Source organism: Micromonospora sp. C28SCA-DRY-2 (genome assembly GCF_030519475.1).
Classification (GTDB): Bacteria; Actinomycetota; Actinomycetes; order Mycobacteriales; family Micromonosporaceae; genus Micromonospora.
The window spans coordinates 139,475-165,886 of the sequence record NZ_JAUMKD010000004.1; the positions used below are offsets into that span (position 1 = coordinate 139,475).

Genomic DNA, 26,412 nt, shown 5'->3' on the forward strand with positions numbered 1-26,412 from the left:
GCGACGACCGGGCACAGCCGAGCGCCAACGGGACGGTGGGCCCGGAGCGTGACCCGGGAGACGACGAAGGGCCGGCCCCGCGCGGGACCGGCCCTTCGTGCTGCTCTGGCGAGCGGAGGATACGAGATTCGAACTCGTGAGGGTGTTAACCCAACACGCTTTCCAAGCGTGCGCCCTAGGCCTCTAGGCGAATCCTCCGCCGAACAGGATACAGGTCCCGGCCGGATCGCCCACCCCACCACCCCCGGTGCACCGCCCCGCGGTCGGGTACGCTGGACGCACCCCCCGTGCGGCGTGCATCTCGTGAACCTCCCCAGGGCCGGAAGGCAGCAAGGATAAGCGGGCTCTGACGGGTGCACGGGGGGCCTTTCTGTCTGCCGGCCCCGCTACCCTCGCCGCGTCGGCGATCTGGCGGTGTCCCGGGCGCTGCGAAACCGCCATGTCCCCGACATCGTGTCGATCAAGCCGCGACGGCGGTCCCCGCGCCCGGCGGGGTGGGTGGTCAGCCGGGACGGACCGGCGCAGAATGGCTCGGTCGAGAGGAGGCGGGACGGGTGGCACTGGCGCTCTACCGCAAGTACCGGCCGCGCACCTTCGCCGAGATGATCGGCCAGGAGCAGGTCACCGAGCCGCTGTCGCAGGCGCTGCGCAGCGGCCGGCTCAACCACGCCTACCTCTTCTCCGGCCCGCGGGGCTGCGGCAAGACCTCCAGCGCCCGGATCCTGGCCCGCTCGCTCAACTGTGAGCAGGGCCCCACCCCCGAGCCGTGCGGGCAGTGCGAGTCCTGCCGGGGGCTGGCCCCCGACGGCGGCGGGACGATCGACGTCATCGAGATCGACGCGGCCAGCCACGGCGGCGTCGACGACGCCCGCGAGCTGCGCGAGAAGGCGTTCTTCGCGCCGGCCCGCAGCCGCTTCAAGATCTATATCATCGACGAGGCGCACATGGTCTCGTCGGCCGGCTTCAACGCCCTGCTCAAGCTGGTCGAGGAGCCACCGGAGTACGTCAAGTTCATCTTCGCCACCACCGAGCCGGAGAAGGTCCTCGGCACGATCAAGTCGCGGACCCACCACTATCCGTTCCGGCTGTTCCCGCCGAAGGTGCTCCGGCCGTACCTCGAACAGCTCACCGAGGCCGAGGGCGTCACGGTCGAGCCGGCGGTCTTCCCCCTGGTGGTGCGCGCCGGTGGCGGCAGCATGCGGGACAGCCTCTCCGTGCTCGACCAGCTCATCGCGGGCGCCGGTCCGGAGGGCGTCACCTACTCCCGGGCCGCCGCGCTGCTGGGCGTCACCGACTCGGCGTTGATCGACGAGATGTGCGACGCGCTCGCCGCCGGTGACGGCGCCGCCGCGTACGCCACCGTCGACCGGGTCGCCGAGGCCGGCCACGACCTGCGCCGCTTCGCCTCCGACCTGCTGGAGCGGCTGCGCGACCTGATCGTGCTCCAGCAGGTGCCGGACGCCGCCGCCAAGGGGCTGATCGACGGCCCGGCCGACCAGATCGAGCGGATGACCGCGCAGGCCCAGCGGCTCGGCCCGGGCACGCTGTCGCGCTGCGCCGACATCGTGCACAACGGGCTGGTGGAGATGCGCGGCACCACCGCGCCCCGGCTGCTGCTGGAGCTGATCTGCGCCCGGATGCTGCTGCCCGGCGCCGACGACTCGACCGGCGGCCTGCTCCAGCGCCTGGAGCGGATGGAGCGCCGGCTCACCCTCGGCGGCGCCGACCTGCCCCCGGCCGCCACCAGCGCCGCGCCGGCCGCCAGCGCCGCGCCGGTCACCGACCCCCCGGCCGTACGCCCGGCGCCCTCCGCCCCGTCCGCGGCTGGCGCCGCGCCGCACCCGGGGACCGCCGGCACGCCGGCGGCTGCCGCCCCGGAAACCTCGGCGACCGCCCCGCACCCGGTTCCCGGTGCCGGCGCGGCCGGCCCCCCGGTCCCCGGTCCGGCGGTGAGGCAGCCCGCCGACGCGCCGGTCGACGCCGCGACCCCGCCCGCCGCTCCCCGGCGGGCGGTGCGCCCGGAGGCGGTGATGCCCGACCCGGCCACCCCCGCCCCGCCGCGCCCCGGCGCGTCGGCGCCCGGCGCGCTCGACGCGGTCGCGGTGCGCCGGGTCTGGCCCGAGGTGGTCGGCAAGGTCAACCGGACCAACAAGCGGATCGCGGCGCTGATGCGCGACGCGGTGGTGCGCGACCTCGACGACGACACGCTGGTGCTGACCGTGAAGTCGGCGGTGCTGGCCAAGATGATGTCCGACCACGCGGCGGTGCTCACCGACGCGCTCTACGAGGAACTGGGCGGGCGCTGGCAGATCCGCTGCGAGGTGGCCGGCGAGCGGGGCGGCGTGTCGCTCTCCGGTCCGCGCGCCGCGCCGCCACCCGCTTCCGCGCCCGACCCGGCCAGGCCGGCCGCCCAGCCGAGCGCGCCGCCGGCGGTTCCCCGGTCGGGTGCCGGCGGCGGACGGTCCGGCGGTGCGGGTGCCGCCCCGAGCGCGTCGGGCGACGACGAGGAGTGGCCCGAGCCGGCCCGACCCGGCGGGTCCGGCGCGACACCGGCCGTGCGGAATGCCGAGCGTGAGGACGACTGGCCCGAGGCGGCCCGCCCCGGCGGTGCCTCGTCCGGCGGCGGGTCTCCGGCCGGCCCCGGTGGCGCCCCGTCCGGCGGGTCCGCTGCCGCGGTCCCGTCGACCGCCGCGGGCCCGGCGAGCGCGCCCCGGCAGCCCACCGCCGGGCAGCCGGCGAACGGCGGCGGCGCCCCGGTGAGCAGCGCCATCGCGGCGGCCCGGGCGGCGGCGGCCGGGCGCGGTCCGCGTACCGACAAGGGGGCCCGGCAGACCGCGGACGCCGACTGGGCGGGCGAGCCGCCCTACGACCCGGACTACGACGGGCCGGTGCGGCCCGGTGCGGCCCGGCCGGCGGCTCCGGCGACCCCGGTCTACGAGGGGTTCGACCCGGGGGACGAGCCGCTGGACGAGGTCATCGACGAGAAGACCGCCCGGGAGTCGAGCGAGGAGCAGGCGGTCCGGCTGCTCCGCGAGGCGTTCGGGGCCGAGAAGATCGACGAGTTCGACGCCCGCTAGCCGGCCGGAAACACGGGCCCGGCGCCCCGGACCAACTGGTCGCGGCGGCGGGCGGCCGGGTGGGGGCGGCCGTTCCGGGCGGGCCGGACCGTCCCGGGACCGGCGCCGTGACCGTGCGCCGGGACCCGCCGCCGGCGGAAGGGGCGCGCGGGGCGGGGCTGGTCACACCCGGCGACTAGGCTGGGCGGCGGCCGAGCAGACGAGTGCGAGAAGGAGCCATCCCGTGCGCCCAGGTGGACAGCCGAACATGCAGCAGATGCTGAAGCAGGCGCAGAAGATGCAGCAGCAGATCGCCAAGGCGCAGGCCGAGCTCGCCGAGGCCGAGCTGACCGGCACCGCCGGCGGCGGGCTGGTGACCGCGACGGTGGCCGGCACCGGCGAGGTCAAGAGCATCAAGATCGACCCGAAGGCGGTCGACCCGGAGGACGTGGAGACCCTGGAGGACCTGGTCGTCGCGGCCCTGCACAACGCCGCCGAGGCGGCCCGCGAGCTGACCGAGAAGAAGATGGGCCCGGTCGCGGGCGGCATGGGCGGCCTCGGCCTGCCCGGGTTCTGAGCCGGCAGATGTACGAAGGTGCCATCCAGGACCTGATCGACGAACTGGGCCGGCTGCCGGGCGTCGGCCCGAAGAGCGCCCAGCGGATCGCCTTCCACGTCCTGTCCGCCGATCCGGCCGACGTCAACCGGCTGGCCGGCGCGTTGCGCAAGGTCAAGGAGCTGGTGCGGTTCTGCACCACCTGCTACAACGTCGCCGAGAGCGAGCAGTGCCGGATCTGCCGCGACCCGCGCCGCAGCGACGAGGTGCTCTGCGTGGTCGAGGAGCCCAAGGACGTGGTGGCGATCGAGCGGACCGGTGAGTTCCGCGGCCGCTACCACGTGCTCGGCGGGGCGATCAACCCGCTGGAGGGGATCGGGCCCGACAACCTGCGCATCCGGGAGCTGATGACCCGGCTCGGCGGTGGCGCGGTGCGCGAGCTGATCCTCGCCACCGACCCGAACACCGAGGGCGAGGCGACCGCGACGTACCTCGCGCTGATGGTCAAGCCGATGGGCATCGCGGTGACCCGGCTCGCCAGCGGCCTGCCGGTCGGCGGCGACCTGGAGTACGCCGACGAGATCACCCTGGGCCGGGCCTTCGAGGGCCGCCGGGCCGTCTGAAGCCCCACGATGGCCGGTGCCGGGAAGCCGGTGCCGGCCATCGGCGTACCCGGCGTACCCGACCGTCCGGTCCACTGTGTGTTCTGACATGTGGGCGAACGCGGCGACGATCGATGTAACAAATTTGCATCGCTGAACCCGGACAAAGCGCCCCTTTGATGGCGGTCCGGCACGCCCTCCGGCGCGGGGCGCATCGGTTAAGACACGATCCGGTACCAACCGCTTCGTCAAGAGTTTCCCGCAGTCCCGGACGGAAGCTAAGGTCACCGCCATCGGTGACCCCTGTCACCACGTTGTCCGTACCCCCAAGGACGAGGTGAAGCACCATGCGTGCATCCAGGCCGAAGGCCGCGATAGCGGCCGTCGCGGTGGCGGCCCTCGCGGTAGCAGGCTGCGCCGAGAGTGACCGTGACGACAGTTCCGGCGGTAGCAAGAAGGACACCCTCGTCTTCGGCGTAGCCGGAGACCCGAAGGTGCTCGACCCGAGCATGGCCAGCGACGGCGAGTCGCTGCGCGTCGCGCGTCAGGTCTTCGAGACGCTGGTCCGTCCCGAGGAGGGTGGCACCAAGGTCTCGCCCGGGCTCGCCGAGTCCTGGACCCCGGACGCCGCCGGCACGACGTGGACCTTCAAGCTCCGCTCCGGGGTGAAGTTCCACGACGGCACCGACTTCAACGCTGAGGCCGTCTGCAAGAACTTCGACCGCTGGTACAACGCCAAGGGCCTCATGCAGAGCCCGGACGTGACCGCGTACTGGCAGGACGTCATGGGCGGCTTCGCCAAGAACGAGGACCCGGAGCTGCCGCCGAGCCTCTTCAAGTCCTGCACCGCCAAGGACGCCACCACCGTCGACCTGGCCTTCACCCGGGTGTCCAGCAAGATCCCGGCCGCGCTGATGCTGCCGTCGTTCTCCATCCACAGCCCGACGGCCCTGGAGAAGTACGACGCCAGCAACGTCACCGGCACCGCCGAGGACATCAAGTACCCGTCGTACGCGATGGAGCACCCGACCGGCACCGGTCCGTTCAAGTTCAAGTCCTGGGACGTCGCCAACAAGACGCTGACCCTGGAGCGGAACGACGACTACGCCGGCAGCAAGGCCAAGCTGAAGACCCTGATCTTCAAGACCATCTCCGACGAGAACGCGCGCAAGCAGGCGCTGCGCTCCGGCGACATCCAGGGGTACGACCTGGTCGGCCCGGCCGACGTCGAGCCGCTGAAGAACGAGGGCTTCAACGTCCTGACCCGCCCGGCGTTCAACATCCTCTACCTGGCGATCAACCAGAAGGGGAACCCGAAGCTGGCCGACATCAAGGTCCGGCAGGCCATCGCGCACGCCCTGAACCGGCAGGCGCTGGTCGACTCGAAGCTGCCCCCGGGCGCCAAGGTCGCCGAGAACTTCATGCCGGACACCGTCGAGGGCTGGAACGGCGACGTCACCAAGTACGACTACAACCCGGAGAAGGCCAAGCAGTTGCTGGCCGAGGCCGGCGCGACGAACCTGACCCTGCGGTTCCACTACCCGACCGAGGTCACCCGGCCGTACATGCCGAACCCGAAGGACATCTTCGAGCTGCTGTCGGCGGACCTGAAGGCGGTCGGCATCAACGTCCAGGGCATCCCGCTGAAGTGGAGCCCGGACTACCTGAACGCCACCACCTCCGGCAACAAGCACGACATCCACTTCCTCGGCTGGACCGGTGACTACGGCGACGGCTACAACTTCATCGGCACCTTCTTCGACCGGCCGAAGGACGAGTGGGGCTTCAACAACAAGGCCCTGTTCGACCAGTTCAAGGACGCCGACACCACGGCCGACATCGCGGCCCGGACCGAGAAGTACAAGGCCCTGAACAAGGCCATCATGGACTTCCTGCCGGGTGTCCCGGTGTCGCACTCGCCGCCGGCGATCGTGTTCGGCAAGGACGTGACCGGGGTCAAGGCGAGCCCGCTCACCGACGAGCGGTACGCCAACGCCGAGTTCAAGTCCTGACCTGACGCAAGGAACGCGGGCGGGCGCTGGATCCTTCAGCGCCCGCCCGCGACCCTCCGCACACCCCTTTCGAGGCCACCGTGTTCCGGTTCATCGTCAGACGCCTGCTCCAGCTGATACCGACGCTGTTCGGGCTCTCCCTCCTGCTGTTCATCTGGCTCCGCCGGCTGCCCGGTGGTCCCGAGACCGCCATCCTCGGTGAGCGCGGCACGCCCGAGATGCGGGCCGCCATCCGCCGCAACATGGGCCTCGACGAGCCGATCCTGGTGCAGTACGGCCGGTTCGTACGGCGGCTGATCCGCCTGGACCTGGGCACCTCGACCTCCACCAAGCGGGCGGTCACCACCGAGTTCCTGGAGCGCTTTCCGGGCACCGTCGAGCTGACCGTGATGGCGCTGGCGATCGCCATCGGGCTCGGTATCCCGCTGGGCTACCTGGCCGCCCGCCGCCGCGGCCGGCTGCTCGACCACGCCTCGGTCGGCGGCTCGCTGATCGGCATCTGCATCCCGGTCTTCTTCCTGGCCTACGTGCTCAAGGCCATCTTCTCGGAGAACCTCGGCTGGTTCCCGTCCAGCGGCCGGCAGGACCCGACCATCGGGGCCACCCGGATCACCAACTTCTTCGTCCTCGACGGCCTGATGACCCGGGAGTGGGACGCGGCCGCCGACGCGCTCTGGCATCTGGTGCTTCCCGGCATCGCGCTGGCCAGCATCCCGCTGGCGATCATCGTCCGGATCACCCGGGCCAGCGTGCTGGAGGTGCTCAACGAGGACTTCGTCCGCACCGCCGAGGCCAAGGGCCTGACCGAACGCACCGTCCGCCGCCGGCACGTGCTGCGCAACGCCATGCTGCCGGTGGTCACCTCGATCGGCCTGCTCACCGGCGGCCTGCTCTCCGGCGCGGTGCTGACCGAGACCGTCTTCGCCTTCAGCGGCATCGGCGCGTTCATCTACGACGCCATCGGCCAGCGCGACTATCCGGTGCTGATGGGCTTCATCCTGATCATCGCGGTGGTGTACGTGCTGGTGAACCTCATCGTGGACCTCTCCTACAGCCTGATCGACCCGAGGGTGAGGGTCCGATGACGATCACTACCGGCAAGAAGGAAAAGATCGACCGGCTCGCCGAACTGGCGGCCCGGGACGACGAGCGGGGCGTCAGCCTCTGGCAGGAGGCGTTCCGCCGGCTGCGGCGCAACCCCGCCGCCATCATCGGCGCGGTGATCCTGGTGCTCTTCGTGCTGGTCGCGGTGGTCGGGCCGTTCTTCGTCCCGTACGGGCCGACCGACGCGATCGGCATCCGCGACGGCGTGGTCAAGTCGGGGCAGGGCATCATCCCGGGCTCCTCGGGCGAGCACTGGCTCGGCTACGACCACCAGGGCCGTGACGTGTTCAGCCGGATGATCGTCGGCGCCCGGCAGACCCTGCTGGTCGGCGTGGTCTCCACGCTGATCGGTCTGGCCATCGGCGCGCTGATCGGCGGGGTCGCCGGCGCCGCGGCCGGGCTGGGCGGCCGGTGGGGCCGGGCCATCGACACCGCGCTGATGCGGGTCATCGACATGATGCTGGCGCTGCCCAGCCTGCTGCTCGCGGTGAGCATCGCCGCCCTGCTCGGGGCGAGCCTGGTCACCGTGATGATCGCGGTCGGCGTGGTCTCCGTGCCGGTCTTCGCCCGGCTGCTGCGCGGCTCGATGATCTCCCAGTCGCACAGCGACTACGTGCTGGCGGCCACCTCGCTGGGCGTGAAGAAGTCGAAGATCGCGATCACCCACGTGGTGCCGAACTCGCTCGCCCCGGTGATCGTGCAGGCCACGCTGACCCTGGCCACCGCGATCATCGAGGCCGCCGCGCTCTCCTTCCTCGGCCTCGGCAACCCCGACACGGCCGTACCGGAGTGGGGCGTGATGCTCGCCGACGCGCAGCCGTACCTCGGTATCCGGCCGGCGCTGGCGATCTACCCGGCGGTCGCGATCATCATCACCGCGCTCGGCTTCACCCTGCTCGGTGAGGCGATGCGCGAGGCCCTCGACCCGAAGCTGCGGAAGTAGGTCAGCATGTCTCTGCTCGAAGTGGACGACCTCTCCGTCACCTTCGCCCGGCGCGGTCAGCGCACCGTGCACGCCGTGGACGGGGTCTCCTTCTCGGTCGACGCCGGTGAGGTGGTCGGCCTGGTCGGCGAGTCCGGCTGCGGCAAGAGCGTCACCTCGCTGGCCATCATGGGTCTGCTGCCCAAGCAGCCCGGCCTGCGGGTCGGCGGCAAGGCGGTCTTCGACGGCACCGACCTGCTCCAGCTCGACGACCGCTCCCGGCGGGACATCCGCGGCCGGGACATCGCGATGATCTTCCAGGACCCGCTCAGCTCGCTGAACCCGGTCGTCCCGATCGGGTTGCAGGTGACCGAGGTGCTCGCCCGGCACCGCGGGATGAAGGGCGACGCGGCGGCCAAGGAGGCGGCGGCGCTGCTGGACCGGGTCGGCATCCCCGACCCGAAGCGGCGGCTGAAGGAGTACCCGCACCAGCTCTCCGGCGGGATGCGCCAGCGGGCGCTGATCGCCATGGCGGTGGCCTGCAAGCCCCGGCTGCTGATCGCCGACGAGCCGACCACCGCGCTGGACGTCACGATCCAGGCGCAGATCCTGGAACTGCTCAAGGAGCTGGTCCGGGACTCCGGCACCGCGCTGGTGATGATCACGCACGACCTGGGCGTGGTCGCCGGCATGTGCGACACCATCAACGTGCTCTACGCCGGCCGGGTGGTGGAGACGGCCCGCCGCCGTCCGCTGTTCCGCGAGCCGCGGCACCCGTACACGGTGGGTCTGCTCGGCTCGGTGCCCCGGCTGGACGCCGGGCGCGGCGAGCGGCTGAACCCGATCCCCGGCTCGGTCCGCGACGTGCTGCCCTGGCCGGACGGCTGCGCCTTTGCGCCGCGCTGCTCGCGGCGGATCGACGCCTGCGTCGGCGAGCCGCCGGAGCTGGTGCTCGCCCACGACGGCCGCAGCTACCGGTGCGTCAACCCGGCGCCGTTGCCCGGCGTCGAACCGGGCCAGGAGGTCCGCGGCGCGGTGCCCACGGAGGCCCAGCCCGGCTCCGTGCCGGCGCAGGCCGTCCCGAACGACCCGCCGGCGGTGCAGGGCTTCGGCCCCGCCCCGCGGGAGGAGGAGAAGCCGTGACCGACAGCGACATCCTCGTCGAGGTACGCGACCTGAAGGTGCACTTCCCGATCAAGCGGGGGGTGATCTTCGACCGGACGGTCGGCCACGTGAAGGCGGTCGACGGGGTCGACCTGCGCATCCCGCGCGGGAAGACGTACGGCCTGGTCGGCGAGTCCGGCTGCGGCAAGTCGACGCTCGGCCGGGCGCTGCTCCAGCTCACCCCGCCCACCCACGGCGAGGTCGCGTTCGACGGCGTGGAGCTGACCACGTTGCCGGCGGGCAAGCTGCGGTCGATGCGCCGGCGGATGCAGATGATCTTCCAGGACCCGATGTCCAGCCTGGACCCGCGGCAGAACGTCGAGTCGATCCTCACCGAGGGCCTGCAGACCCACGGGATCGGCGCCAACCGGGACGAGCGCCGCAAGATCATCAGCGAGACGCTGGACAAGGTCGGGCTGCCCCGCTGGGCGCTCTCCCGCTACCCGCACGAGTTCTCCGGCGGCCAGCGCCAGCGCATCGGCATCGCCCGGGCGCTGGTGCTCGGGCCCGAGCTGATCGTCGCCGACGAGCCGGTCTCCGCGCTGGACGTCTCGATCCAGGCCCAGGTGGTGAACCTGCTCGACGAACTCCAGGACAGCCTCGGCCTGACCTACCTGGTGATCGCGCACGACCTGGCGGTGGTGCGGCACATCTCCGACACGGTCGGCGTCATGTACCTGGGCGCGCTGGTCGAGGAGGCGCCGAGCGACCGGCTCTACACCGAGCCGCTGCACCCGTACACCCGGGCGCTGATGTCGGCGGTGCCGGTGCCGGACCCGGACGTGGAGGACCGGCGGGAGCGGATCCTGCTCGCCGGCGACCTGCCCTCGCCGGCCAACCCGCCGTCGGGCTGCAGGTTCCACACCCGGTGCCCGTGGGCGCAGCCGACCCGCTGTGCCGACGAGCGCCCGGCGCTGCGGGAGATCGGCGGCAGCCGGGTGGCCTGCCACTTTGCCGAGCAGATCGCCAGCGGGGAACTGCGCCCGCACAAGGTGGAGGTCCAGATCGTCCGCCCCGAGGACGAGGGCGAGGCACCGGGCGTGGTCTCCGCCCCCAGCGAGCCCGGTTCGTACGTCTGACACCCCGACCAGGGGTGGCTCGACCGCCCGGAGCGTCAGCCCTCCGGGCGGTTGAGCAGGGCGACAGCGATCGCGTGCACGGCGTCCAGGCCGGCCGGGTCGGCCAGCGGCGTCCGGCCGCCGGTCACCACGTACCACTCGTCGGCGTCCTTGTACTGCACCCGCAGCGTCACCTGGCCGTCGGCGTACTCGGTGCGCAGGGTCAGCTCGCCGGTGACCACGCCGACCTCGTCGGTCATCACCCCGCCCGGTCCGGGCACGACATCGGCCGTCCGCTGCTGGGCGGCGGTGCTCACCGCGTTCGCGTCGGCGGCCATGCCCGCGCCCGGCGCGGCCGCGGACGGCGTGTCCGGGCTGTCCGCGCTCATCCCGGCGCCCGGCACCGCCGGGGCGGTCGCGCCGTCGGCGGCCATGCCGGCCGTGGTCGCCTGGTCACCGGTCACGGGTTGCTCGCCCATGTGCAGTCCTCCAACATGTCGGTCAGGGCGGCCTTCTCGGCGCTGGTCACCGTGAGCCCCCAGTGGTGCTTGACCCGCACCCAGTCCGCGGCGTACTGGCACCAGTACGACCGGTTCGCCGGCTTCCACTGCGACGGGTCCTGGTCACCCTTTGCCCGGTTGGAGGTCGCGGAAACCGCTATCAGCTGCGGCCGGTCCAGGTCGTTGGCGAAGTCGCCGCGTTTCGCGTCGTCCCACTCGTCGGCTCCGGAGCGCCAGGCGTTGGCCAGCGGCACCATGTGGTCGATGTCCACGTCGGACGGATCGGTGAGGGCCCGGCCGTCGTACGCGCTCTCCCACCGGCCGCCGACCACGTTGCAGCCGGAGAGCTTGATGTCCTCGCCGTCCCGCTTGAGCACGTTGTCCCGGACGTCGCAGTTCTTGCCGGTGTCCCGCCAGTGCGGGAAGCGGTTGCGGCTGTAGCCCTTCATCGAGCCGGCGCCGGCCACCGTCAACTGGCCCAGCAGCTGCGCCGGGTTGCCACCGGCGGTCGGGGACGGGGGCTGGTCCGGCTCGTCGACGGGCACGCAGCCGGTCGCGCCGAGCGCCAGCGCCGCGGCGAGCACGGCCGTCACCCCGGCGCGCGGTCCTGATCTGGTACGCACAGACGACACCTCTCCAGCTTGCGGGCTTCCGGCGATCCCGCACAGTACCCGGACCGGGTTTCGGCGTTTCGTGGCGTCTGGAGAATGGCGCGAGGCAGATTGGTCGGATGACCGAAACCGCTCCCGCGCTCCGCCTCCGCACGGCGGCCGGCCGGGGCACCCTGCTCGCGGCGGTGCTCGCCTCCGGCATGGTCTTCCTCGACAGCACGGTGGTCAACGTGGCGCTGCCCCGGCTCGGCGCCGACCTCGACGCCACGGTGGCCGGTCTGCAGTGGACGGTCAACGGCTACCTGCTCACGCTCGCCGCGTTCGTGCTGCTCGGCGGGGCGCTGGGCGACCGGTTCGGGCGGCGGCGGGTCTTCCTGCTCGGGGTGGCCTGGTTCACCGTGGCGTCGGTGCTCTGCGGGCTGGCCCAGGAGACGGCGTGGTTGGTGGCGGCCCGGTTCCTCCAGGGTGCCGGGGGCGCCCTGCTCACTCCGGGCTCGCTGTCGGTGCTCCAGGCCAGCTTCCACCCCGACGACCGGGGCCGGGCGATCGGCGCCTGGTCCGGGCTCTCCGGCGTGTCGACAGCGCTCGGCCCGTTCGTCGGCGGCTGGCTGATCGACGCGCTCTCCTGGCGGTGGATCTTCTTCCTGAACGCGCCGGTGGCCGTGCTGGTGGTGCTGGCCGCGCTGCGCTGGGTGCCGGAGAGCCGGGACGAGGACGCCTCCCGCACCGAGGGCCCCGGCCGGCGGCGCCGGCGCTTCGACGTGCTGGGCGCGCTGCTCGGCGCGCTCGCCCTGGCCGGTGTCACGTACGCCCTGATCGACGCGCCGGGGCGCGGCCTGGACTCCCCGCCGGTGCTGGTCGCGGCGCTGCTGGGGGTCCTCGGCACGGTGGTGTTCGTGCTGGTCGAGCGGCGCCGCGGGGACACCGCCATGCTGCCCACCGGGCTGTTCGGCAGCCGGCTCTTCTCGGTGCTGAACGTCTTCACCGTGGTGGTCTACGCCGCGCTCGGCGGCTTCACCTTCTTCTTCTCGGTCTTCCTGCAGAACGTGGTCGAGTGGTCGGCGTTCCGCACCGGGATCGCGCTGCTGCCGATGACCCTGCTGCTGATGGCCGGCAGCGCCCGGGCCGGAGCGCTGTCCGCCCGGATCGGCCCGCGGCTGCCACTGCTGGTCGGGCCGCTGGTCGCCGCGGCCGGCCTGCTGCTGCTGCGCGGGGTCGGCCCGGGCGCGTCGTACTGGCGGGACGTGCTGCCCGGGGTGGTGCTCTTCGGGGCGGGGCTGACCCTGGTGGTGGCGCCACTGACCGCGTCGGTACTGGCCGCGGTGGCGGACCGGTTCGCCGGCGTGGCCAGCGGCTTCAACAACGCGGCCGCCCGCGCCGGCGGCCTGCTCGCGGTGGCCGCGTTGCCGCTGCTGGTCGGGCTCTCCGGCAGCGGCTACGAGCAGCGCGGCGAGCTGACCGGCGCGTACCGGGGCGCGCTGCTCTGGTGCGCCGGGCTGCTGGTGGCCGGCGCGGTGCTGGCCGGCGTGCTGATCCACCGGCCGCCCCGGTCGGCGCCGCCAGCCCAGCCCTGCCACACCCTGCCGGTGTCCACCCCGCCCGAGCGGCGGGACGGCACCCCGCAGCGGCGGCCCGGGGAGTGAAGCAGGTGTCCATGAAGCACGAGATCGCCCACATGCGGGCCCACGGCGGCGGCGTCATCGTCGACGTCGCCTCGAACCTCGGCCCACGCCCGTCGACCTGGTGCTCGACGGAGGGGCCACCGCCTAGTTCCGCCGCCGCCCGCGCGGGTCGATCCCTGGCTCGCGCGGGCGGTGCCCTTCGGCCGACCTGCCACGGGAGCACTTCCGCGTCCCGGAGGCGGGCGTCGGCCTCGGCGTCGCCGACGTCGGGGTGCCGGAAGGACTCCGACACCCCGACGCGGCGTGCCCCGACGGGTTGCCGGGTCAGTCGCGGGAGCGGTTGACCGCGCTGGTGACCGCCTTGATCGACGCGGTGACGATGTTGGCGTCGGTGCCGACGCCCCAGACCGTCCGCCCGTCCACCTCGCACTCGACGTACGCGGCGGCCTGCGCGTCCCCACCGGAGGAGAGCGCGTGCTCGTGGTAGTCGAGCACCCGTACCGCCACGCCGACGGACCGGAGCGCGTTGACGTACGCGTCGATGGGGCCGTTGCCGACCGCGGTCAGCGACCGCCGCTCGCCGCCGAGACCCACCTGGGCCTCGATCTCGACCTTGCCGTCGGCGGTGCCGATGGTGTAGCCGGCCAGGGTGACCGCCGGGTCGCGCTGGTGGTCGACCAGGTAGTTCTCGGCGAAGATCTGCCACATCGCGCCCGGGTCCACCTCGCCGCCGGAGTGGTCGGTGACCTGCTGGACCACGCCGGAGAACTCGATCTGGAGCCGGCGCGGCAGGTCGAGCTGGTGCTCGGTCTTCATGATGTACGCGACGCCGCCCTTGCCGGACTGCGAGTTGACCCGGATGACCGCCTCGTAGGTGCGGCCCAGGTCCTTCGGGTCGATCGGCAGGTAGGGCACCGCCCACGGGTGCTGGTCGACCGGCACCCCGGCCGCCGCGGCGTCCGCGGCCAGGGCGTCGAAGCCCTTCTTGATCGCGTCCTGGTGCGAGCCGGAGAAGGCGGTGTAGACCAGGTCGCCCGCGTACGGGTGGCGCTCGTGCACCGGCAGTTGGTTGCAGTACTCGACGGCCCGCTTGATCTCGTCGATGTTGGAGAAGTCGATCATCGGGTCGATGCCCTGGGAGAACAGGTTCAGCCCCAGGGTGACCAGGTCGACGTTGCCGGTGCGCTCGCCGTTGCCGAACAGGCAGCCCTCGATCCGGTCGGCGCCGGCCAGCAGGCCCAGCTCGGCGGCGGCCACCCCGGTGCCCCGGTCGTTGTGCGGGTGCAGGCTCAGCACCAGGCTGTCCCGGCGCGGCAGGTGCCGGTGCATCCACTCGATCGAGTCGGCGTAGACGTTCGGCATCGCCATCTCGACCGTCGCCGGCAGGTTGATGATCAGCTTCCGGTCCGGGGTCGGGTCGATCACCTCGATGACCTTGCTGCACACCTCCAGCGCGTACTCCAGCTCGGTGCCGGTGTACGACTCCGGCGAGTACTCGTAGTGGATGTCGGTGTCCGGGGTGTGGATCTCGGCGTACTTCTGGCACAGCCGGGCGCCGGTGGTGGCGATGTCGGTGATGCCGTCCCGGTCCAGACCGAAGACCACCCGGCGCTGGAGGGTGGAGGTCGAGTTGTAGAAGTGCACGATCGCCCGTTTCGCGCCGCGCAGCGACTCGAAGGTGCGGTCGATCAGGTGCTCCCGGCACTGGGTCAGCACCTGGATGGTCACGTCGTCCGGGATCAGGTCCTGCTCGATCAGCTGCCGGACGAAGTCGTAGTCGGTCTGGCTGGCCGAGGGGAAGCCGACCTCGATCTCCTTGTAGCCCATCTGCACCAGGAGCTGGAACATCCGGCGCTTGCGCTCCGGCGACATCGGGTCGATCAGTGCCTGGTTGCCGTCGCGCAGGTCCACCGCGCACCAGCGGGGCGCGGCCTCGACGTGCCGGGTGGGCCAGGTGCGGTCCGGCAGGTCGAGCCGGAACTGCTGCTGGTAGGGCAGGTAGCGCTGGAAGGGCATCCGGCTGGGGCGCTGCCGGGCGATCGGATCGGTTTCGGCGTCGGTGACGGGTTGAGCCATGACGGAGTGCTCCCCTTGGAACATGTGGCGTCAGCAATCGGAAGGTGTCGGCGAGGCGCCGGGCGACGGTGCCCGTGCGGTGCCGATGGGAGGTTCGGATGTGCTGGACGGCGCGGTTCGACTCCGCGACGAGGTGCCGGCCTTCAGGCCTCGTCGCGGCGACCAAGGAGGAGGTACGCCCGCCACATGACGGCGTAACCCTACGTGGCGGGACGGGGGCTGGGAAGGCAGGTCCGGATTATGGGACCAGGGTCACCGGGGTCACCGGGGTCTCCGGAGCCGTCGCGCCGAGCCGTGGCGTCCGTCCGGCCCAGGCCACCACCGGCACGATCGCCAGCCCGATCAGCGCGAAGACAGCGGCGGCCGGGTACCAGCCCCAGCCGCCGGTGGTCACCGCCAGCGCCGTGAGCCCCGCCGGAGCGATCAGGGACTGCACCCGCGTGCCGAACTGGAACGCCCCCACGTACGCGCCGCGCTGGGCGGCCGGTGGCAGCGTGGCGGTGAGCCCCCAGGCGCCCGCCGACTCGACCAGCTCGGCCACGATCAACAGCATCGCGGCGGCCACCAGCACCACCACGGTCAGCGTGCCGCGGGTCGCTCCGGAGAGCGGAAGGACCAGGCAGAACAGGGCGATCAGCAGGGCGCCCCGGCGGGACGCCCGGGCCGCGTCCGGCGCGGTGTCGGCACCCCGGCTGAGGCGTACCTGGAGCAGCACGACCAGGGCCGTGTTCAGCAACACCAGGCCGGCGATCACCGTCTTCGGCGCGTCGGTGTGGGTGAGGATCCACAGCGGCATGACCATCAGGTAGAGCGTCTGGTGCGCGGTGAGCAGCCCGGAGAGCAGGGACACCGTCATGAACGGGCGGTCCCGCAACACGGCGAGCCGGCTCATCGGCTGCGCCGGCCGGGCCACCTCGGGCAGCCGGGGGAGCCGCCGCACGAAGACCGCCGTCACCAGGAGCACCACCGCGATGAACCAGACCATCCCCCGGTACGCCGCGATCGTGTCCGCCGCCAGCACCAGGCCGCTGATCGCCGCGCCCAACCCGAAGCCGACGTTCAGCGACGACCGCTGGTACGCCATGGCGGTGACCCGCTCCGCCGGGGGCAGCGCGTTGATCGAGTAGACCTGTCGGGCCACGCCGGTCGCCGCGTCCACGGCAGCCAGCGCCACCACCACCGCGAGGAACCCGGCGAACCCGCCCACGAACGGGTACGACGCGAAGAGCGCCGCCTCCAGCACCATCCCGGCGATCCAGATCCGCCGCGGTCCGTACCGGTCGGTGAGCCCGCCCAGCGGCACCGTGCCCAGCAGCGACACGCCTGCGGCGATCGACAGGCCCAACCCCACCTGGGCGGCGCTGAGCCCGAGTGCCTGCGTGAAGAAGACCGCGCTGCCGGCCTGGAAGAGGCCGTGACCCACGTTGTACACCAGGGCCTGCGCGGCCAGGGCACGGGTCAACCCGGCAGGTGGTACGACGTGCTGGACGGCGGTGCGAATGCTTGCTCTGACGCTCATGGCGGTGAGCCAAGCGGTTTCTCATGCTCCGGTCGAAGCTTTTAGGCTGAGCCGAATCCTGCCTCTGGAGGGGCCGTGTCCGAGTTGCGGTTCAGCCTGGCCGATGTCGCCGGCGTGCGGTTCGCCGTCTCGCCGGCCAACGAGACGGTCATGAGCATGTGGGCGCTGAACGATCCGATCCGCTACAGCTTGCACCTGCCCTGGATCGACCGGGCTCGGGCGGCGCTGCGCCGCCCGGAGGTGGCCGACCGGGTCCGCCCGCTGGTGGAGCTGGCCGGGCCACGTCGCTGGCTGCCCGATTTCCTCACCCCGGCGGCCCAGCTGAGCACCGACCTGGCCGACCAGCTCGACCAGATCGCCGCCACGCCGCCGGACGTCGTGGTCCGGGACCTGCTGTCGACCGCGTCGCGCCGGCCGCCGGGCCCGTTCGGGCAGGCGTTGCTCGCCGATCCTCGCGGGCTGTTGCCGCAGCTCGTCGAGGCGGTGCGGGTCTGGTACGACGAGGCGATCGCCCCGGACTGGCCGCGGATGCGGGCGCTGCTCGACGCCGACGTGGCGTACCGCGCCGCCCAGCTCGCCGAGGGCGGTGCCGGGCGGCTGTTCGAGCAGATCCACCCGAGCCTGCGCTGGCTCGGCGACCGGGTGGTCAGTGACGACCCGTTCGAGCGCGACTTCGACCTCCGTGGACGGGGGCTGGCGCTCAACCCCGGGATTTTCACCGATCGACGGGTGCTGTGGACCCTGCTGGAGGAGTCGTTGCCCGTCGGCGTGTACCCGGTCCGGGCGGTCGGGACGCTCTGGGAGCGGGTCTCGACCCCGCCCGGCGACCCGTTGGCTCGGGTGGTCGGCGCCGGCCGGGCCGCGTTGCTGCACCTGCTCGACACGGCGACGACGACCACCGACCTGGCCCGGCGGACCGGGATGTCGGCCGGGAACGTCTCCCAGCACCTCTTCGCACTACATGCCGCCGGGTTGGTCGCCCGGTCCCGATCGGGGCGGCACGTGCTCTACCGCAACACGAAGGCCGGCGCTGCCCTGCTCCGGGCCGCTCGCGGCACCTGAGCCGACCGCGTCCGCTCAGCGGAGCAGTAGAGCGGGCATCGGCCGGCGGCGCCGCAGTGCGGTCTCCCGGACGTAGAGGTCCGGCGGGAGGACGGCCGGGTCGCCGAGGCGGCCGACGGCGGCGACCACCAGCGGGCGGATGTCGCCGGGCAGCTCCAGCTCGGCCGCGAGGCGGGGCCGGTCCAGGCGCCTGAGCTGGCGTACGTGCAGGCCGAGCGCGGTGGCCTGCACGGTGACGTGGGCGACGGCCTGTCCCAGGTCGTACGCGGTCTGCTCGGGGTCGCTGCCGGCGTGCGCGCCGAGCAGCAGGGCGGCGGCGTGCCGGGCCCAGCCCTGGTCGTCGTCGGGCAGCCCGACCAGGATCCGCTTCCAGGTCTCGTCCTGCCGGTGGCCGAGCGCGAACCGCCACGGCTGGGCGTTGTCCGCCGATGGTGCCCAGCGGGCCGCCTCCAGCAGCGAGGACGCCTCGGCCGGGGTCAGCTCCGCGGTCGGGTCGAACGAGCGGGGACTCCAGCGGATCGCGAGCAGCGGGGTGAGGTCGGCCATGGGACAGAGCGTCCCCTATGGGCGTTTCGCCCGCCGGAACGGGGTGCTCAAATGTGGGCAATCGCACCCGTAACGGGATGCGGGGTCAGGGCGTTCCCGCGCTCGGGCTGCCGGTCGGCTCGGGCGGTGGCGGCGCGGCGGTGCCGAGCGGCTCGGCGTCCACCACCGGCCCGGCCAGCTGCACGGTGGCCGGCGCGGGGGCGGGCGCCCCGGCCAGGACGAGGGTCCCGGACTCCGTCCGCACGGCGGTGGGGGTGCCGTCCTGGTCGTAGCAGTAGATGCCGACGTCCAGCGGCGGGTTGATCGAGGCCGAGGTGCTCTCCACCGCGTAACAGGAGCCGGTGGCGCCGGGCGGCGGGGTGGCCGGGGAGACCGCCAGCGGGGCGCGCCGGTCGGTGAGTACGGCCAGCCAGTCGGTGAACGGGTGCTGCACCCGCGGGTCCAGCCGGCGGGGCAGCCCGTCGTCCGGGTCGCCGAGACGTACGCAGCTCGGCGGCTCGGGCCGGCTGGCCGACGGCAGGGCGCACTGGAAGAGCCCGTCGGCGGTGGCGGCGATCGACACGTCGGCGGTGCCGCCGAGCGCCCCGCCCGGCACGTCCACCCGCCAGGTGCCGTCGTTCGCGCTGGTCACCACGATCGTGCGGTCCGGGGCGTCCGGCGCGCGCAGGGTGTAGCTGGCGACCAGGTGCCGGTCCTGGGCCGCGGCGGCCAGCGCGGCCAGCTCGTCCCGGGCCGCGTCCCGCTCGGCGGGGGCGGGGGCGCTGGACGGGGTGGGCGGCGGGGCGGCCGGCTGGTCGGCGGTGCAGGCGGCGAGGACGGCCGGCAGGGCCAGGGCGAGCGGGCCGGCCAGGCGTCGGGCCGGGCGGAGGTGGGCGTGCACCCGGCCATTCTGGGCCGCCCGGCGGCGCCGTGGGGACCCGTGTGGCGGTGCCGCGCCCGGCGTGTCGCGCGCCACGTCACGGGGTGTCCGCCGGCCGGATCGTGGGATCACCTGACCCGGCGGCGCGGGCCGCCCGATACGCTGAGGGCGTTTGACACGCGCCGCCGGCCCCGGTGCCGGCGGCGTCGGCACGCTCAGGGTCACTGGAGGGAGCGCACCGTCGTGGCACTCGTGGTGCAGAAGTACGGCGGGTCCTCCGTCGCCAACGCCGAGCGGATCAAGCGGGTGGCCGAGCGCATCGTCGCGGCCCGCAAGGCCGGCGACGACGTGGTGGTGGTGGTCTCCGCCATGGGCGACACCACCGACGAGCTGCTCGACCTGGCCAACCAGGTCAGCCCGCTGCCCCCGGGCCGCGAGCTGGACATGCTGCTCACCGCCGGCGAGCGCATCTCGATGGCGCTGCTCGCCATGGCGATCCACAACCTGGGCTACGAGGCCCGCTCGTTCACCGGTTCGCAGGCCGGCGTGATCACCACCTCGGTGCACGGCCGGGCCCGGATCATCGACGTCACCCCCGGTCGGCTCAAGGGCGCGATCGACGAGGGCGCGGTGGTCATCGTGGCCGGCTTCCAGGGCGTCTCGCAGGACACCAAGGACGTCACCACACTCGGCCGGGGCGGTTCGGACACCACCGCCGTGGCGCTCGCCGCCGCGCTGAACGCGGACGTCTGCGAGATCTACACCGACGTCGACGGCGTGTTCAGCGCCGACCCGCGGATCGTCCCGAACGCTCGGCACATCAAGCAGATCACCTACGAGGAGATGCTCGAACTCGCCGCCTGCGGCGCGAAGGTGCTGCACCTGCGTAGCGTGGAGTACGCCCGCCGGGCGGGGTTGCCGATCCACGTCCGTTCGTCATACTCGACCAACACCGGCACGATGGTCACCGGATCGATGGAGGACCTTCCTGTGGAGCAAGCACTGATCACCGGGGTCGCCCACGACCGCAGCGAAGCCAAGATCACCATTGTGGGGGTGCCGGACGAGCCGGGCGCCGCCGCGCGGATCTTCGACACGGTGGCCGGCGCCGAGATCAACATTGACATGATCGTGCAGAACGTCTCCACCGAGGGCACCGGGCGCACCGACATCTCCTTCACCCTGCCCAAGACCGACGGCCCCACCGCGATGGCCGCGCTCAGCAAGATCCAGGAGCCGGTCAAGTTCAAGGGCCTGCTCTACGACGACCACGTGGGCAAGGTGTCGCTGATCGGCGCCGGCATGCGGTCGCACCCGGGCGTGGCGGCGGGCTTCTTCGCCGCCCTCGGCCAGGCCGGCGTGAACATCGAGATGATCTCCACCTCCGAGATCCGGGTCTCCGTGGTCTGCCGCGACACCGACCTCGACGCCGCCGTGCGCGCCATCCACGACGCCTTCGACCTGGGCGGCGACACCGAAGCCGTGGTCTACGCGGGGACGGGACGGTAGCGCCCGTGGCGCCGCTGCCCACCCTCGCCGTGGTCGGCGCGACCGGGGCCGTCGGCACGGTGATGTGCGAACTGCTCACCGGGCGCAAGAACGTCTGGGGCGAGATCCGGCTGCTCGCCTCCGAACGCTCCGCCGGCAAGGTCGTCCGCTGCCGGGGCGAGGACCTCACCGTCCAGGCGGTCACCCCGGAGGCGTTCGACGGGGTCGACGTGGCGATGTTCGACGTGCCGGACGACGTCTCGGCGCACTGGGCCCCGATCGCGGTGAGCCGCGGCGCGGTCGCGGTGGACAACTCCGGTGCCTTCCGGATGGACCGCGACGTCCCGCTGGTGGTCCCCGAGATCAACCCCGAGCAGGTGCGCAACCGGCCGAAGGGGATCATCGCCAACGCCAACTGCACCACCCTGACGATGATCGTCGCGGTCGCCCCGCTGCACCGCGAGTACGGCCTGCGCGAACTGGTGCTCGCCTCGTACCAGGCGGTCTCCGGCGCCGGTCAGGCCGGCGTGGACACGCTGCACGCCCAGCTCGGCAAGATCGCCGGCGACCGGGGGCTCGGCTCCCGCCCCGGCGACGTACGCCAGGCCGTCGGCGACGAACTCGGCCCGTTCCCGGCGCCGCTGGCACTGAACGTGGTGCCCTGGGCCGGCTCGCCGGCCGACGCCGGTTGGTCGTCCGAGGAGCTGAAGCTGCGCAACGAGTCGCGCAAGATCCTCGGGCTGCCCGACCTCAAGGTCTCGGCCACCTGCGTCCGGGTGCCGGTGGTGACCGGCCACTCGGTGGCGGTGCACGCGGTCTTCGCCACCGAGGTCGACGCCGAGGGCGCCCGCGAGGTGCTGCGCAACGCACCCGGCGTGATCCTGGTCGACGACCCGGCTTCCGGCGAGTTCCCGATGCCGATCGACGCGGTGGGCACCGACCCGTCCTGGGTCGGCCGCATCCGCCGCGCCGTCGACGACCCCCGCGCCCTGGACTTCTTCGTCACCGGCGACAACCTCCGCAAGGGCGCTGCCCTCAACACCGCCCAGATCGCCGAACTCCTCGCCACCGAACTCACCCGCTGACCTCACCGCGGACCCGCCCGCGCCCGCCCCGCTCTCCCCCGTTTCCTGCCCGCGATCTTGCACTTTCCGCCCCGGCGAAAGGGGCGAAGGGTGCATATCGAGGGCACAAACTGCAAGATCGCCGGGGTGGGGTGGGGTTAGGCGGCGGCGAGGTGGACGCCGTCGCGGCCGTGGCGTTTGACGGCGTAGAGGGCCTGGTCGGCGCGGCGGAGGGTGAGTTCCGGGGACTCGCCGGGGCGGGGCAGGGCGACGCCGATGCTGATCGTCCGCCCGGTACGCCGGGCCGCCTCGGTGAGCCGCTCGGCGATCCGGACCGCCTCCTCGGGCCGGTTCACCTCGATCACCGCGACGAACTCGTCGCCGCCGATCCGGTACAGCTCGTCGCCCTGCCGCAGCGCCCCCTCCAGCGCCCGGGCCAGGCCGACCAGCACCCGGTCACCCGCCTGGTGCCCGTACGTGTCGTTGACCGTCTTGAAGCCGTCCACGTCGATGGCCAGCAGCGCGGTCCGCCCCGGCGTGGCCGCCGCGATCCGCTGGCCGAACGGCCCGGTGTGCCGCAACCCGGTGAGCGGGTCGGAGCTGGCCTGCTCGCGCAGCCGGGCCAGGGTGCGCAGCCGGTCCAGGCAGCTCCACGCCTGCCCGGCGAGCAGTTCCACCAGGTTCACCGTGGTCGGGTCGGGGCGGCGCAGCCGCTCGTCGGCGACCAGCAGCGCGCCGCCCTCGCCGGGCGGGCCGACCGGCACCACGATCAGGGTGCGTACGCCCGCCCGGACCAGGGGTTCGTGGTCGGCGACCGGCGGGTGGCCCGGCTCGCCCAGGGTGTAGCCGGCGCCGTAGCGGTGGGCGCGGCCGACCATCCGGCCCAGCGCCGCCGGTCCGGCCTCGGCCAGTTCGGCCCGGATCCGCGCCTCCAACTCGCCCGGGCTGCCGGGCGGCGGGTCGAGTCGGTGCCCCGCGGGACCGGCCAGCACCAGCACCGCGGCGGGCAGGGACGACACGTCCCGGGCCGCGGTGACGGCGGCGCTCAGCACGTCCCACTCGGTCGGTGCCGAGGTCAGCGCGGCGGCGTGCCGGAGCAGCTTCTCGCTGCGGCTCTCCGCCGGCGGCCCGCCGAGCGCCACGATCCGGGCGCCGAGCCGGGCGGCCAGCCGCTCGGCGGTCTCCCGCCACGGAGCGACGTCCACCGGGTCGCACCACTGGAGGTCGAGCACGCCGATCGGGCGGCCCGCCGGGTCCAGCACCGGTACGCACACCTCGGCCGTGACGTCGGGGCGTACCGGAAGGTAGTCGGGGTCCGCGGTGACGTCCGGGACGACGGCGGTCACGCCGGAGTCGTACACCCGGCCGACGATCCCGGTCCCCGGCGGGACGGTCGAGAAGACCTGCCAGGAGCCGGTGGCCGCCACGCAGCGGAGCCGGTCGTGCACCTGCAACAGCACCGAGATGGTGGCCGGCGCGTAGCGGGCCAGCGCGGTGACGGTCCACTGGCACGCCTCGGCGGCGGTCGACGCCATGGGGAGGCGGACCGTGACGTCACGGATGACTCGCTGGTGATCCATTCGCACGTCGTTCCAGGTAGGGGTGCGCGGCGCGGAGCCGGGAGGGCGCGATCAAGGGTACTCAGCGCGCCGCCGATCCGCCCTTGCTGAGCTGGGCGGACGGCTTCGTACACATGTGCTATCCACAGGCTGTGGACGCCGGCTGTGGGCCGGTGGCCCGCGCGGCGCGGGCCGCGACGATAGCGTGGGGGTACCGGTCGAGTGGAGGCACGATGCTCATCGCCCAGCTCAGTGATCCGCACCTGACCACCGGTGTGCTCGGTGCCGAGCCGGCCGCCGGGCTGCACCGCGCGCTCGGCCGGGTGCTGGCACTGCGCCCCCGGCCGGACTGCGTGGTGATCACCGGAGACCTCGTCGACCACGGCCGCACCGACGAGTACGTCACCCTGCGCGAGGTGATCGGGCGCTTCCCACTGCCGGTGCACCTGGTCGCCGGCAACCACGACGACCGGGAGTCGCTGCTCGACACCTTCGGTGGCACGCCCCTGCTGGGCGGCGGCTTCTCCGCCTACTACCACGTCGACCACCCCGACGTGACAATGGTGGTGCTGGACTCGCTGGTGCCGGGATCGGGCGGCGGGCGGCTGGGCGAGGAGCAACTCGGTTGGCTGGAGGGGGTGCTCGCCGGCCGGACCGACGTGCCCGCCCTGGTCTGCCTGCACCACCCGCCGATCGACGTCGGGCTGCCCGCCGCCGACGCGGTCCGGCTCGCCGACGGCGACGCCCTCGCCGAGGTGATCAGCCGGCACCCGCACGTGGTCCGGGTGCTCGCCGGCCACCTGCACCGGCCGGTCACGGCCGCCTTCGCGGGCACCGTGCTGACCACCGCGCCCAGCACCTGGCGGCAGGCGTCGCTCACCATGAGCCCGGACGAGCCGATCGGCTGGGTCGCCGAGCCGACCGGTTTCCTGCTGCACCGGGTGGTCGACGGCGGCTGCGTGACGCACACCGTCGAGGTCAGCCACGCCGCCGGCCTGACCTGCACCTACTGACGCTCCGGTGCGTGCCGGCGTACGCCGTGATCGCCCGCTGGTGCCGGTGACCGGCTCAGACCCAGCCGCCGCCGCTGCCGCTGCCCGCGCTGCCCTCGGTCGGGTTGCGGTGCTCGTCGAGCCGCTTCCGGGCGGCCGCCGACTCCCGCAGGTCACGGACCTGCCCCTCGTCCAGTCGCCGGCCGCGGGCCCGCGCCCAGGTCAGCACCGCCACGGCCACCAGCACGACCAGCAGGAGAACGATGAACCAGCGCATCGGGGTGCCCCCTCTCCGCCGGGCATGGCCCGGCGTCCCAGGCCCAGCATCATGACCCGGGCGGGCAAGGACGCGGCCGGGTCGGGGGCGCCGGACACCTCACCGGCAGCCTCCCCGGAGTGCGACGAGGCGGCCCGCGCTGCCGAGCTGGTCTGGTACGTCGCGTACGGGTCGAACATGCACGCCGCCCGGCTGCGGTGGTACCTGACCGGCGGCTGCCCGCCGGGCGGTCGGCGGACCTATCCGGGCTGCCGGAATCCCCGGCCGCCCAGGCGTACGGTGCCGGTGTCGCTGCCCGGTGGCATCTACTTCGCCGGCGAGTCCGGGGCGTGGACCGGCGGCATGGCCTTCTACGACCCGGAGTTGCCCGGCACCGCCGCGGCCCGGGCGTACCTGCTCGACGTCGGGCAGTTCGCCGACGTGGCCGCGCAGGAGATGTACCGGGCGCCGGGATCCGATCCGGAGCTGATCCGGGCGGCGGTGGACACCGGACGGGCCACCCTCGGGCCGGGACGCTACGAGACGCTGCTCTGCCCGGGCCGCCTCGACGGCCTGCCGTTGCTCACCTTCACCGCGCCGGAGCGCGCCGCCGACGTCGAGTGGCGCGCCCCAGCCGCTGTCTACCTCGGCATGATCGCCAGCGGCCTGCGCGAGGCGCACGGCTGGGACGCCGACCGGATCGCCGACTACCTGGCGACCCGGCCCGGCGTCGCCGGCACCTGGGACCCGGCGGCGGTCGCCGCCCTGGTCGCGGAACGGCTGCCAGCGCCCGGGTAGCCGGATCGCCCGGAGTGCCCGGCCCGGGACGGATCGGCGTGCCGAGGCGGTCCGGTCGGGCCGGCCCGGCCAGCGGTGGCCGCCGGTGGCGGTGGGCCCGGCGGGCCGGGGCCCACCGGTCAGCCGAGGAGGAAGCGGCGGATCTCGGCGGCGAGGGTGTCGGCCGGCACCTCGTGGAAGCCACCCGGCAGGCCGACGTGCCGGGCGCCGGGGATCGCCTCCGCCGTGGCCCGGGCGCCGTCGCGCAGCCACTGCGGGCTGGCCGTGCTCTCCACCACCAGCGTCGGGACGCCGATGCCGGCCAGCCGGTCGACCGGGAGCGAGCCGTCGCCGCTGATCAACCCGTCGTACGGGAGGGTGTGCGCCATCGACTCCAGGAACGGCCACATCGGCTCGGCGCGCATCCCGGCGACCGCCTCGGCGGGCAGTCCCACGGCGGTGACCATGAAATGCTCGACCGCCCCGGCGCGGTCGCCCGCGGCGATCAGCTCGGCGGTGCGGGCCGAGATGTCCGGCCGGGAGCCGGCGTGCGGCCCGACCTGGAACGGCGGCTCGAACATGACCAGCCCGCTCACCGGCAGCCCGTGCGCGGTGGCGTACGCGGCCAGGATCGCGCCCGAGGAGAGCCCGTAGAGGTGCGCCTTGCCGCCGGCCGCCTCGACCAGTGCCGCCACGTCCTCGATCTCGCGGCGCACCTGGTACGGCGGGGTGTCGCCACTGTCGCCCCGGCCGCGCCGGTCGTAGGCGAACGCGGTGAAGCCCGCCGCCGCCAACGCCTCGGCCAGCGCCCGGATGGTCGACCGGTCGTTGAAGGCACCACCGATCAGGATGATCGGCGGACCGTCGCCGAACCGTTCGTGCGCGATCGGGGTGCCGTCGGCCGACCGCACCGTCTCCACCGCCTGGTTGGCGTCGCTCATCGGGATGTCCTCGCTCTCGTCCGCCGTCCGGTCCTATTTCCGGACCAGGCCCACCGACGGTCCGGC

Annotated in this window: 23 protein-coding genes, 1 tRNA gene and 1 other RNA gene; 15 read left to right on the top strand and 10 right to left on the bottom strand. The window is 73.4% G+C overall.

The window, feature by feature from the left end:
* Nucleotides 1-113: 113 nt before the first annotated feature.
* Nucleotides 114-198, bottom strand: a tRNA-Ser gene (locus Q3W71_RS18240).
* An 81-nt stretch (nt 199-279) separates the two neighbouring features.
* Between Q3W71_RS18240 and ffs the strand changes: the two genes are divergently transcribed.
* The 9 genes from ffs to Q3W71_RS18285 all read left to right on the top strand — a co-directional run bounded on the left by ffs (nt 280) and on the right by Q3W71_RS18285 (nt 10,495).
* An RNA gene (gene ffs, locus Q3W71_RS18245) (signal recognition particle sRNA small type) lies at nt 280-370 on the top strand.
* Between the two features lie 184 nt (nt 371-554).
* Nucleotides 555-3,077, top strand: coding sequence for a DNA polymerase III subunit gamma and tau (locus tag Q3W71_RS18250; protein WP_302920553.1), 2,523 nt, complete (start codon nt 555-557; stop codon nt 3,075-3,077).
* A gap of 247 nt (nt 3,078-3,324) precedes the next feature.
* Entirely contained in the window at nt 3,325-3,633 is a 309-nt protein-coding gene (locus Q3W71_RS18255; protein WP_302921008.1) for a YbaB/EbfC family nucleoid-associated protein, read from the top strand.
* 8 nt (nt 3,634-3,641) lie between these two features.
* On the top strand, nt 3,642-4,235 hold the full coding sequence (gene recR, locus Q3W71_RS18260; protein ID WP_088996491.1) for a recombination mediator RecR: 594 nt from the start codon (nt 3,642-3,644) through the stop codon (nt 4,233-4,235).
* Between the two features lie 326 nt (nt 4,236-4,561).
* Nucleotides 4,562-6,226 carry an ABC transporter substrate-binding protein gene (locus Q3W71_RS18265; protein ID WP_302920554.1) on the top strand — a complete coding sequence of 555 codons (1,665 nt, stop codon included), beginning with the start codon at nt 4,562-4,564 and terminating at the stop codon, nt 6,224-6,226.
* A gap of 80 nt (nt 6,227-6,306) precedes the next feature.
* Nucleotides 6,307-7,311 carry an ABC transporter permease gene (locus Q3W71_RS18270; RefSeq protein ID WP_302920555.1) on the top strand — a complete coding sequence of 335 codons (1,005 nt, stop codon included), beginning with the start codon at nt 6,307-6,309 and terminating at the stop codon, nt 7,309-7,311.
* The gene (locus Q3W71_RS18275) at nt 7,308-8,273 is read left to right on the top strand and encodes an ABC transporter permease (protein WP_302920556.1); all 966 of its coding nucleotides are present in this window, start codon (nt 7,308-7,310) and stop codon (nt 8,271-8,273) included. The genes Q3W71_RS18270 and Q3W71_RS18275 overlap by 4 nt, the downstream gene beginning before the upstream one ends.
* A gap of 6 nt (nt 8,274-8,279) precedes the next feature.
* A complete protein-coding gene (locus tag Q3W71_RS18280) occupies nt 8,280-9,395 on the top strand; it encodes an ABC transporter ATP-binding protein (RefSeq protein ID WP_302920557.1) in 1,116 nt (371 codons plus the stop codon).
* Complete coding sequence (locus tag Q3W71_RS18285) at nt 9,392-10,495, top strand: ABC transporter ATP-binding protein (protein WP_302920558.1); 1,104 nt, start codon at nt 9,392-9,394, stop codon at nt 10,493-10,495. Before Q3W71_RS18280 ends, Q3W71_RS18285 begins: the two co-directional genes overlap by 4 nt.
* Nucleotides 10,496-10,530: 35 nt before the next feature.
* Here the strand turns inward: Q3W71_RS18285 and Q3W71_RS18290 are convergent, their stop codons facing one another.
* A complete protein-coding gene (locus Q3W71_RS18290; RefSeq protein WP_302920559.1) occupies nt 10,531-10,953 on the bottom strand; it encodes a hypothetical protein in 423 nt (140 codons plus the stop codon).
* The gene (locus tag Q3W71_RS18295) at nt 10,935-11,597 is read right to left on the bottom strand and encodes an HNH endonuclease family protein (protein ID WP_302921009.1); all 663 of its coding nucleotides are present in this window, start codon (nt 11,595-11,597) and stop codon (nt 10,935-10,937) included. Before Q3W71_RS18295 ends, Q3W71_RS18290 begins: the two co-directional genes overlap by 19 nt.
* Nucleotides 11,598-11,704: 107 nt before the next feature.
* On the opposite strand from Q3W71_RS18295, the gene Q3W71_RS18300 reads away from it, so the two are divergent.
* A complete protein-coding gene (locus Q3W71_RS18300) occupies nt 11,705-13,228 on the top strand; it encodes an MFS transporter (protein ID WP_302920560.1) in 1,524 nt (507 codons plus the stop codon).
* Between the two features lie 303 nt (nt 13,229-13,531).
* Here the strand turns inward: Q3W71_RS18300 and leuA are convergent, their stop codons facing one another.
* Entirely contained in the window at nt 13,532-15,283 is a 1,752-nt protein-coding gene (leuA, locus tag Q3W71_RS18305; RefSeq protein ID WP_302920561.1) for a 2-isopropylmalate synthase, read from the bottom strand.
* Between the two features lie 238 nt (nt 15,284-15,521).
* Nucleotides 15,522-16,802 (bottom strand): MFS transporter, encoded by a 1,281-nt coding sequence (locus Q3W71_RS18310; RefSeq protein ID WP_302920562.1) that lies wholly within the window; start codon nt 16,800-16,802, stop codon nt 15,522-15,524.
* A 75-nt stretch (nt 16,803-16,877) separates the two neighbouring features.
* Between Q3W71_RS18310 and Q3W71_RS18315 the strand changes: the two genes are divergently transcribed.
* A complete protein-coding gene (locus Q3W71_RS18315) occupies nt 16,878-17,864 on the top strand; it encodes an ArsR family transcriptional regulator (RefSeq protein ID WP_302920563.1) in 987 nt (328 codons plus the stop codon).
* A gap of 15 nt (nt 17,865-17,879) precedes the next feature.
* Here the strand turns inward: Q3W71_RS18315 and Q3W71_RS18320 are convergent, their stop codons facing one another.
* Nucleotides 17,880-18,410 (bottom strand): nitroreductase family protein, encoded by a 531-nt coding sequence (locus Q3W71_RS18320; RefSeq protein WP_302920564.1) that lies wholly within the window; start codon nt 18,408-18,410, stop codon nt 17,880-17,882.
* 85 nt (nt 18,411-18,495) lie between these two features.
* The gene (locus Q3W71_RS18325) at nt 18,496-19,290 is read right to left on the bottom strand and encodes a hypothetical protein (protein WP_302920565.1); all 795 of its coding nucleotides are present in this window, start codon (nt 19,288-19,290) and stop codon (nt 18,496-18,498) included.
* Nucleotides 19,291-19,512: 222 nt separating this feature from the next.
* Between Q3W71_RS18325 and Q3W71_RS18330 the strand changes: the two genes are divergently transcribed.
* Both Q3W71_RS18330 and Q3W71_RS18335 read left to right on the top strand, forming a co-directional pair.
* Complete coding sequence (locus tag Q3W71_RS18330) at nt 19,513-20,778, top strand: aspartate kinase (protein ID WP_302920566.1); 1,266 nt, start codon at nt 19,513-19,515, stop codon at nt 20,776-20,778.
* Between the two features lie 5 nt (nt 20,779-20,783).
* A complete protein-coding gene (locus tag Q3W71_RS18335) occupies nt 20,784-21,842 on the top strand; it encodes an aspartate-semialdehyde dehydrogenase (protein WP_302920567.1) in 1,059 nt (352 codons plus the stop codon).
* A gap of 137 nt (nt 21,843-21,979) precedes the next feature.
* Here Q3W71_RS18335 and Q3W71_RS18340 read toward each other — a convergent pair whose 3' ends face one another.
* Nucleotides 21,980-23,401 (bottom strand): diguanylate cyclase, encoded by a 1,422-nt coding sequence (locus Q3W71_RS18340; protein ID WP_302920568.1) that lies wholly within the window; start codon nt 23,399-23,401, stop codon nt 21,980-21,982.
* Nucleotides 23,402-23,613: 212 nt separating this feature from the next.
* Between Q3W71_RS18340 and Q3W71_RS18345 the strand changes: the two genes are divergently transcribed.
* Nucleotides 23,614-24,393, top strand: coding sequence for a phosphodiesterase (locus tag Q3W71_RS18345; protein WP_302920569.1), 780 nt, complete (start codon nt 23,614-23,616; stop codon nt 24,391-24,393).
* A 55-nt stretch (nt 24,394-24,448) separates the two neighbouring features.
* Here the strand turns inward: Q3W71_RS18345 and Q3W71_RS18350 are convergent, their stop codons facing one another.
* A complete protein-coding gene (locus tag Q3W71_RS18350; RefSeq protein WP_302920570.1) occupies nt 24,449-24,649 on the bottom strand; it encodes a hypothetical protein in 201 nt (66 codons plus the stop codon).
* 51 nt (nt 24,650-24,700) lie between these two features.
* On the opposite strand from Q3W71_RS18350, the gene Q3W71_RS18355 reads away from it, so the two are divergent.
* Complete coding sequence (locus Q3W71_RS18355) at nt 24,701-25,426, top strand: histone deacetylase (protein WP_302920571.1); 726 nt, start codon at nt 24,701-24,703, stop codon at nt 25,424-25,426.
* A 119-nt stretch (nt 25,427-25,545) separates the two neighbouring features.
* Here Q3W71_RS18355 and Q3W71_RS18360 read toward each other — a convergent pair whose 3' ends face one another.
* Nucleotides 25,546-26,346 (bottom strand): alpha/beta fold hydrolase, encoded by an 801-nt coding sequence (locus Q3W71_RS18360; protein WP_302920572.1) that lies wholly within the window; start codon nt 26,344-26,346, stop codon nt 25,546-25,548.
* Between the last annotated feature and the right edge of the window lie 66 nt (nt 26,347-26,412).

Excerpts from the sequence above, each read along its gene's own strand:
- Q3W71_RS18255 (WP_302921008.1), top strand. The coding sequence starts at position 3,325 with ATGCAGCAGATGCTGAAGCAGGCGCAGAAGATGCAGCAGCAGATCGCC.
- recR (WP_088996491.1), top strand. The coding sequence starts at position 3,642 with ATGTACGAAGGTGCCATCCAGGACCTGATCGACGAACTGGGCCGGCTG.
- Q3W71_RS18265 (WP_302920554.1), top strand. The coding sequence starts at position 4,562 with ATGCGTGCATCCAGGCCGAAGGCCGCGATAGCGGCCGTCGCGGTGGCG.
- Q3W71_RS18275 (WP_302920556.1), top strand. The coding sequence starts at position 7,308 with ATGACGATCACTACCGGCAAGAAGGAAAAGATCGACCGGCTCGCCGAA.
- Q3W71_RS18280 (WP_302920557.1), top strand. The coding sequence starts at position 8,280 with ATGTCTCTGCTCGAAGTGGACGACCTCTCCGTCACCTTCGCCCGGCGC.
- Q3W71_RS18290 (WP_302920559.1), bottom strand. The coding sequence starts at position 10,953 with ATGGGCGAGCAACCCGTGACCGGTGACCAGGCGACCACGGCCGGCATG.
- Q3W71_RS18300 (WP_302920560.1), top strand. The coding sequence starts at position 11,705 with ATGACCGAAACCGCTCCCGCGCTCCGCCTCCGCACGGCGGCCGGCCGG.
- leuA (WP_302920561.1), bottom strand. The coding sequence starts at position 15,283 with ATGGCTCAACCCGTCACCGACGCCGAAACCGATCCGATCGCCCGGCAG.
- Q3W71_RS18310 (WP_302920562.1), bottom strand. The coding sequence starts at position 16,802 with ATGAGCGTCAGAGCAAGCATTCGCACCGCCGTCCAGCACGTCGTACCA.
- Q3W71_RS18320 (WP_302920564.1), bottom strand. The coding sequence starts at position 18,410 with ATGGCCGACCTCACCCCGCTGCTCGCGATCCGCTGGAGTCCCCGCTCG.
- Q3W71_RS18340 (WP_302920568.1), bottom strand. The coding sequence starts at position 23,401 with ATGGATCACCAGCGAGTCATCCGTGACGTCACGGTCCGCCTCCCCATG.
- Q3W71_RS18345 (WP_302920569.1), top strand. The coding sequence starts at position 23,614 with ATGCTCATCGCCCAGCTCAGTGATCCGCACCTGACCACCGGTGTGCTC.
- Q3W71_RS18350 (WP_302920570.1), bottom strand. The coding sequence starts at position 24,649 with ATGCGCTGGTTCATCGTTCTCCTGCTGGTCGTGCTGGTGGCCGTGGCG.
- Q3W71_RS18355 (WP_302920571.1), top strand. The coding sequence starts at position 24,701 with ATGACCCGGGCGGGCAAGGACGCGGCCGGGTCGGGGGCGCCGGACACC.
- Q3W71_RS18360 (WP_302920572.1), bottom strand. The coding sequence starts at position 26,346 with ATGAGCGACGCCAACCAGGCGGTGGAGACGGTGCGGTCGGCCGACGGC.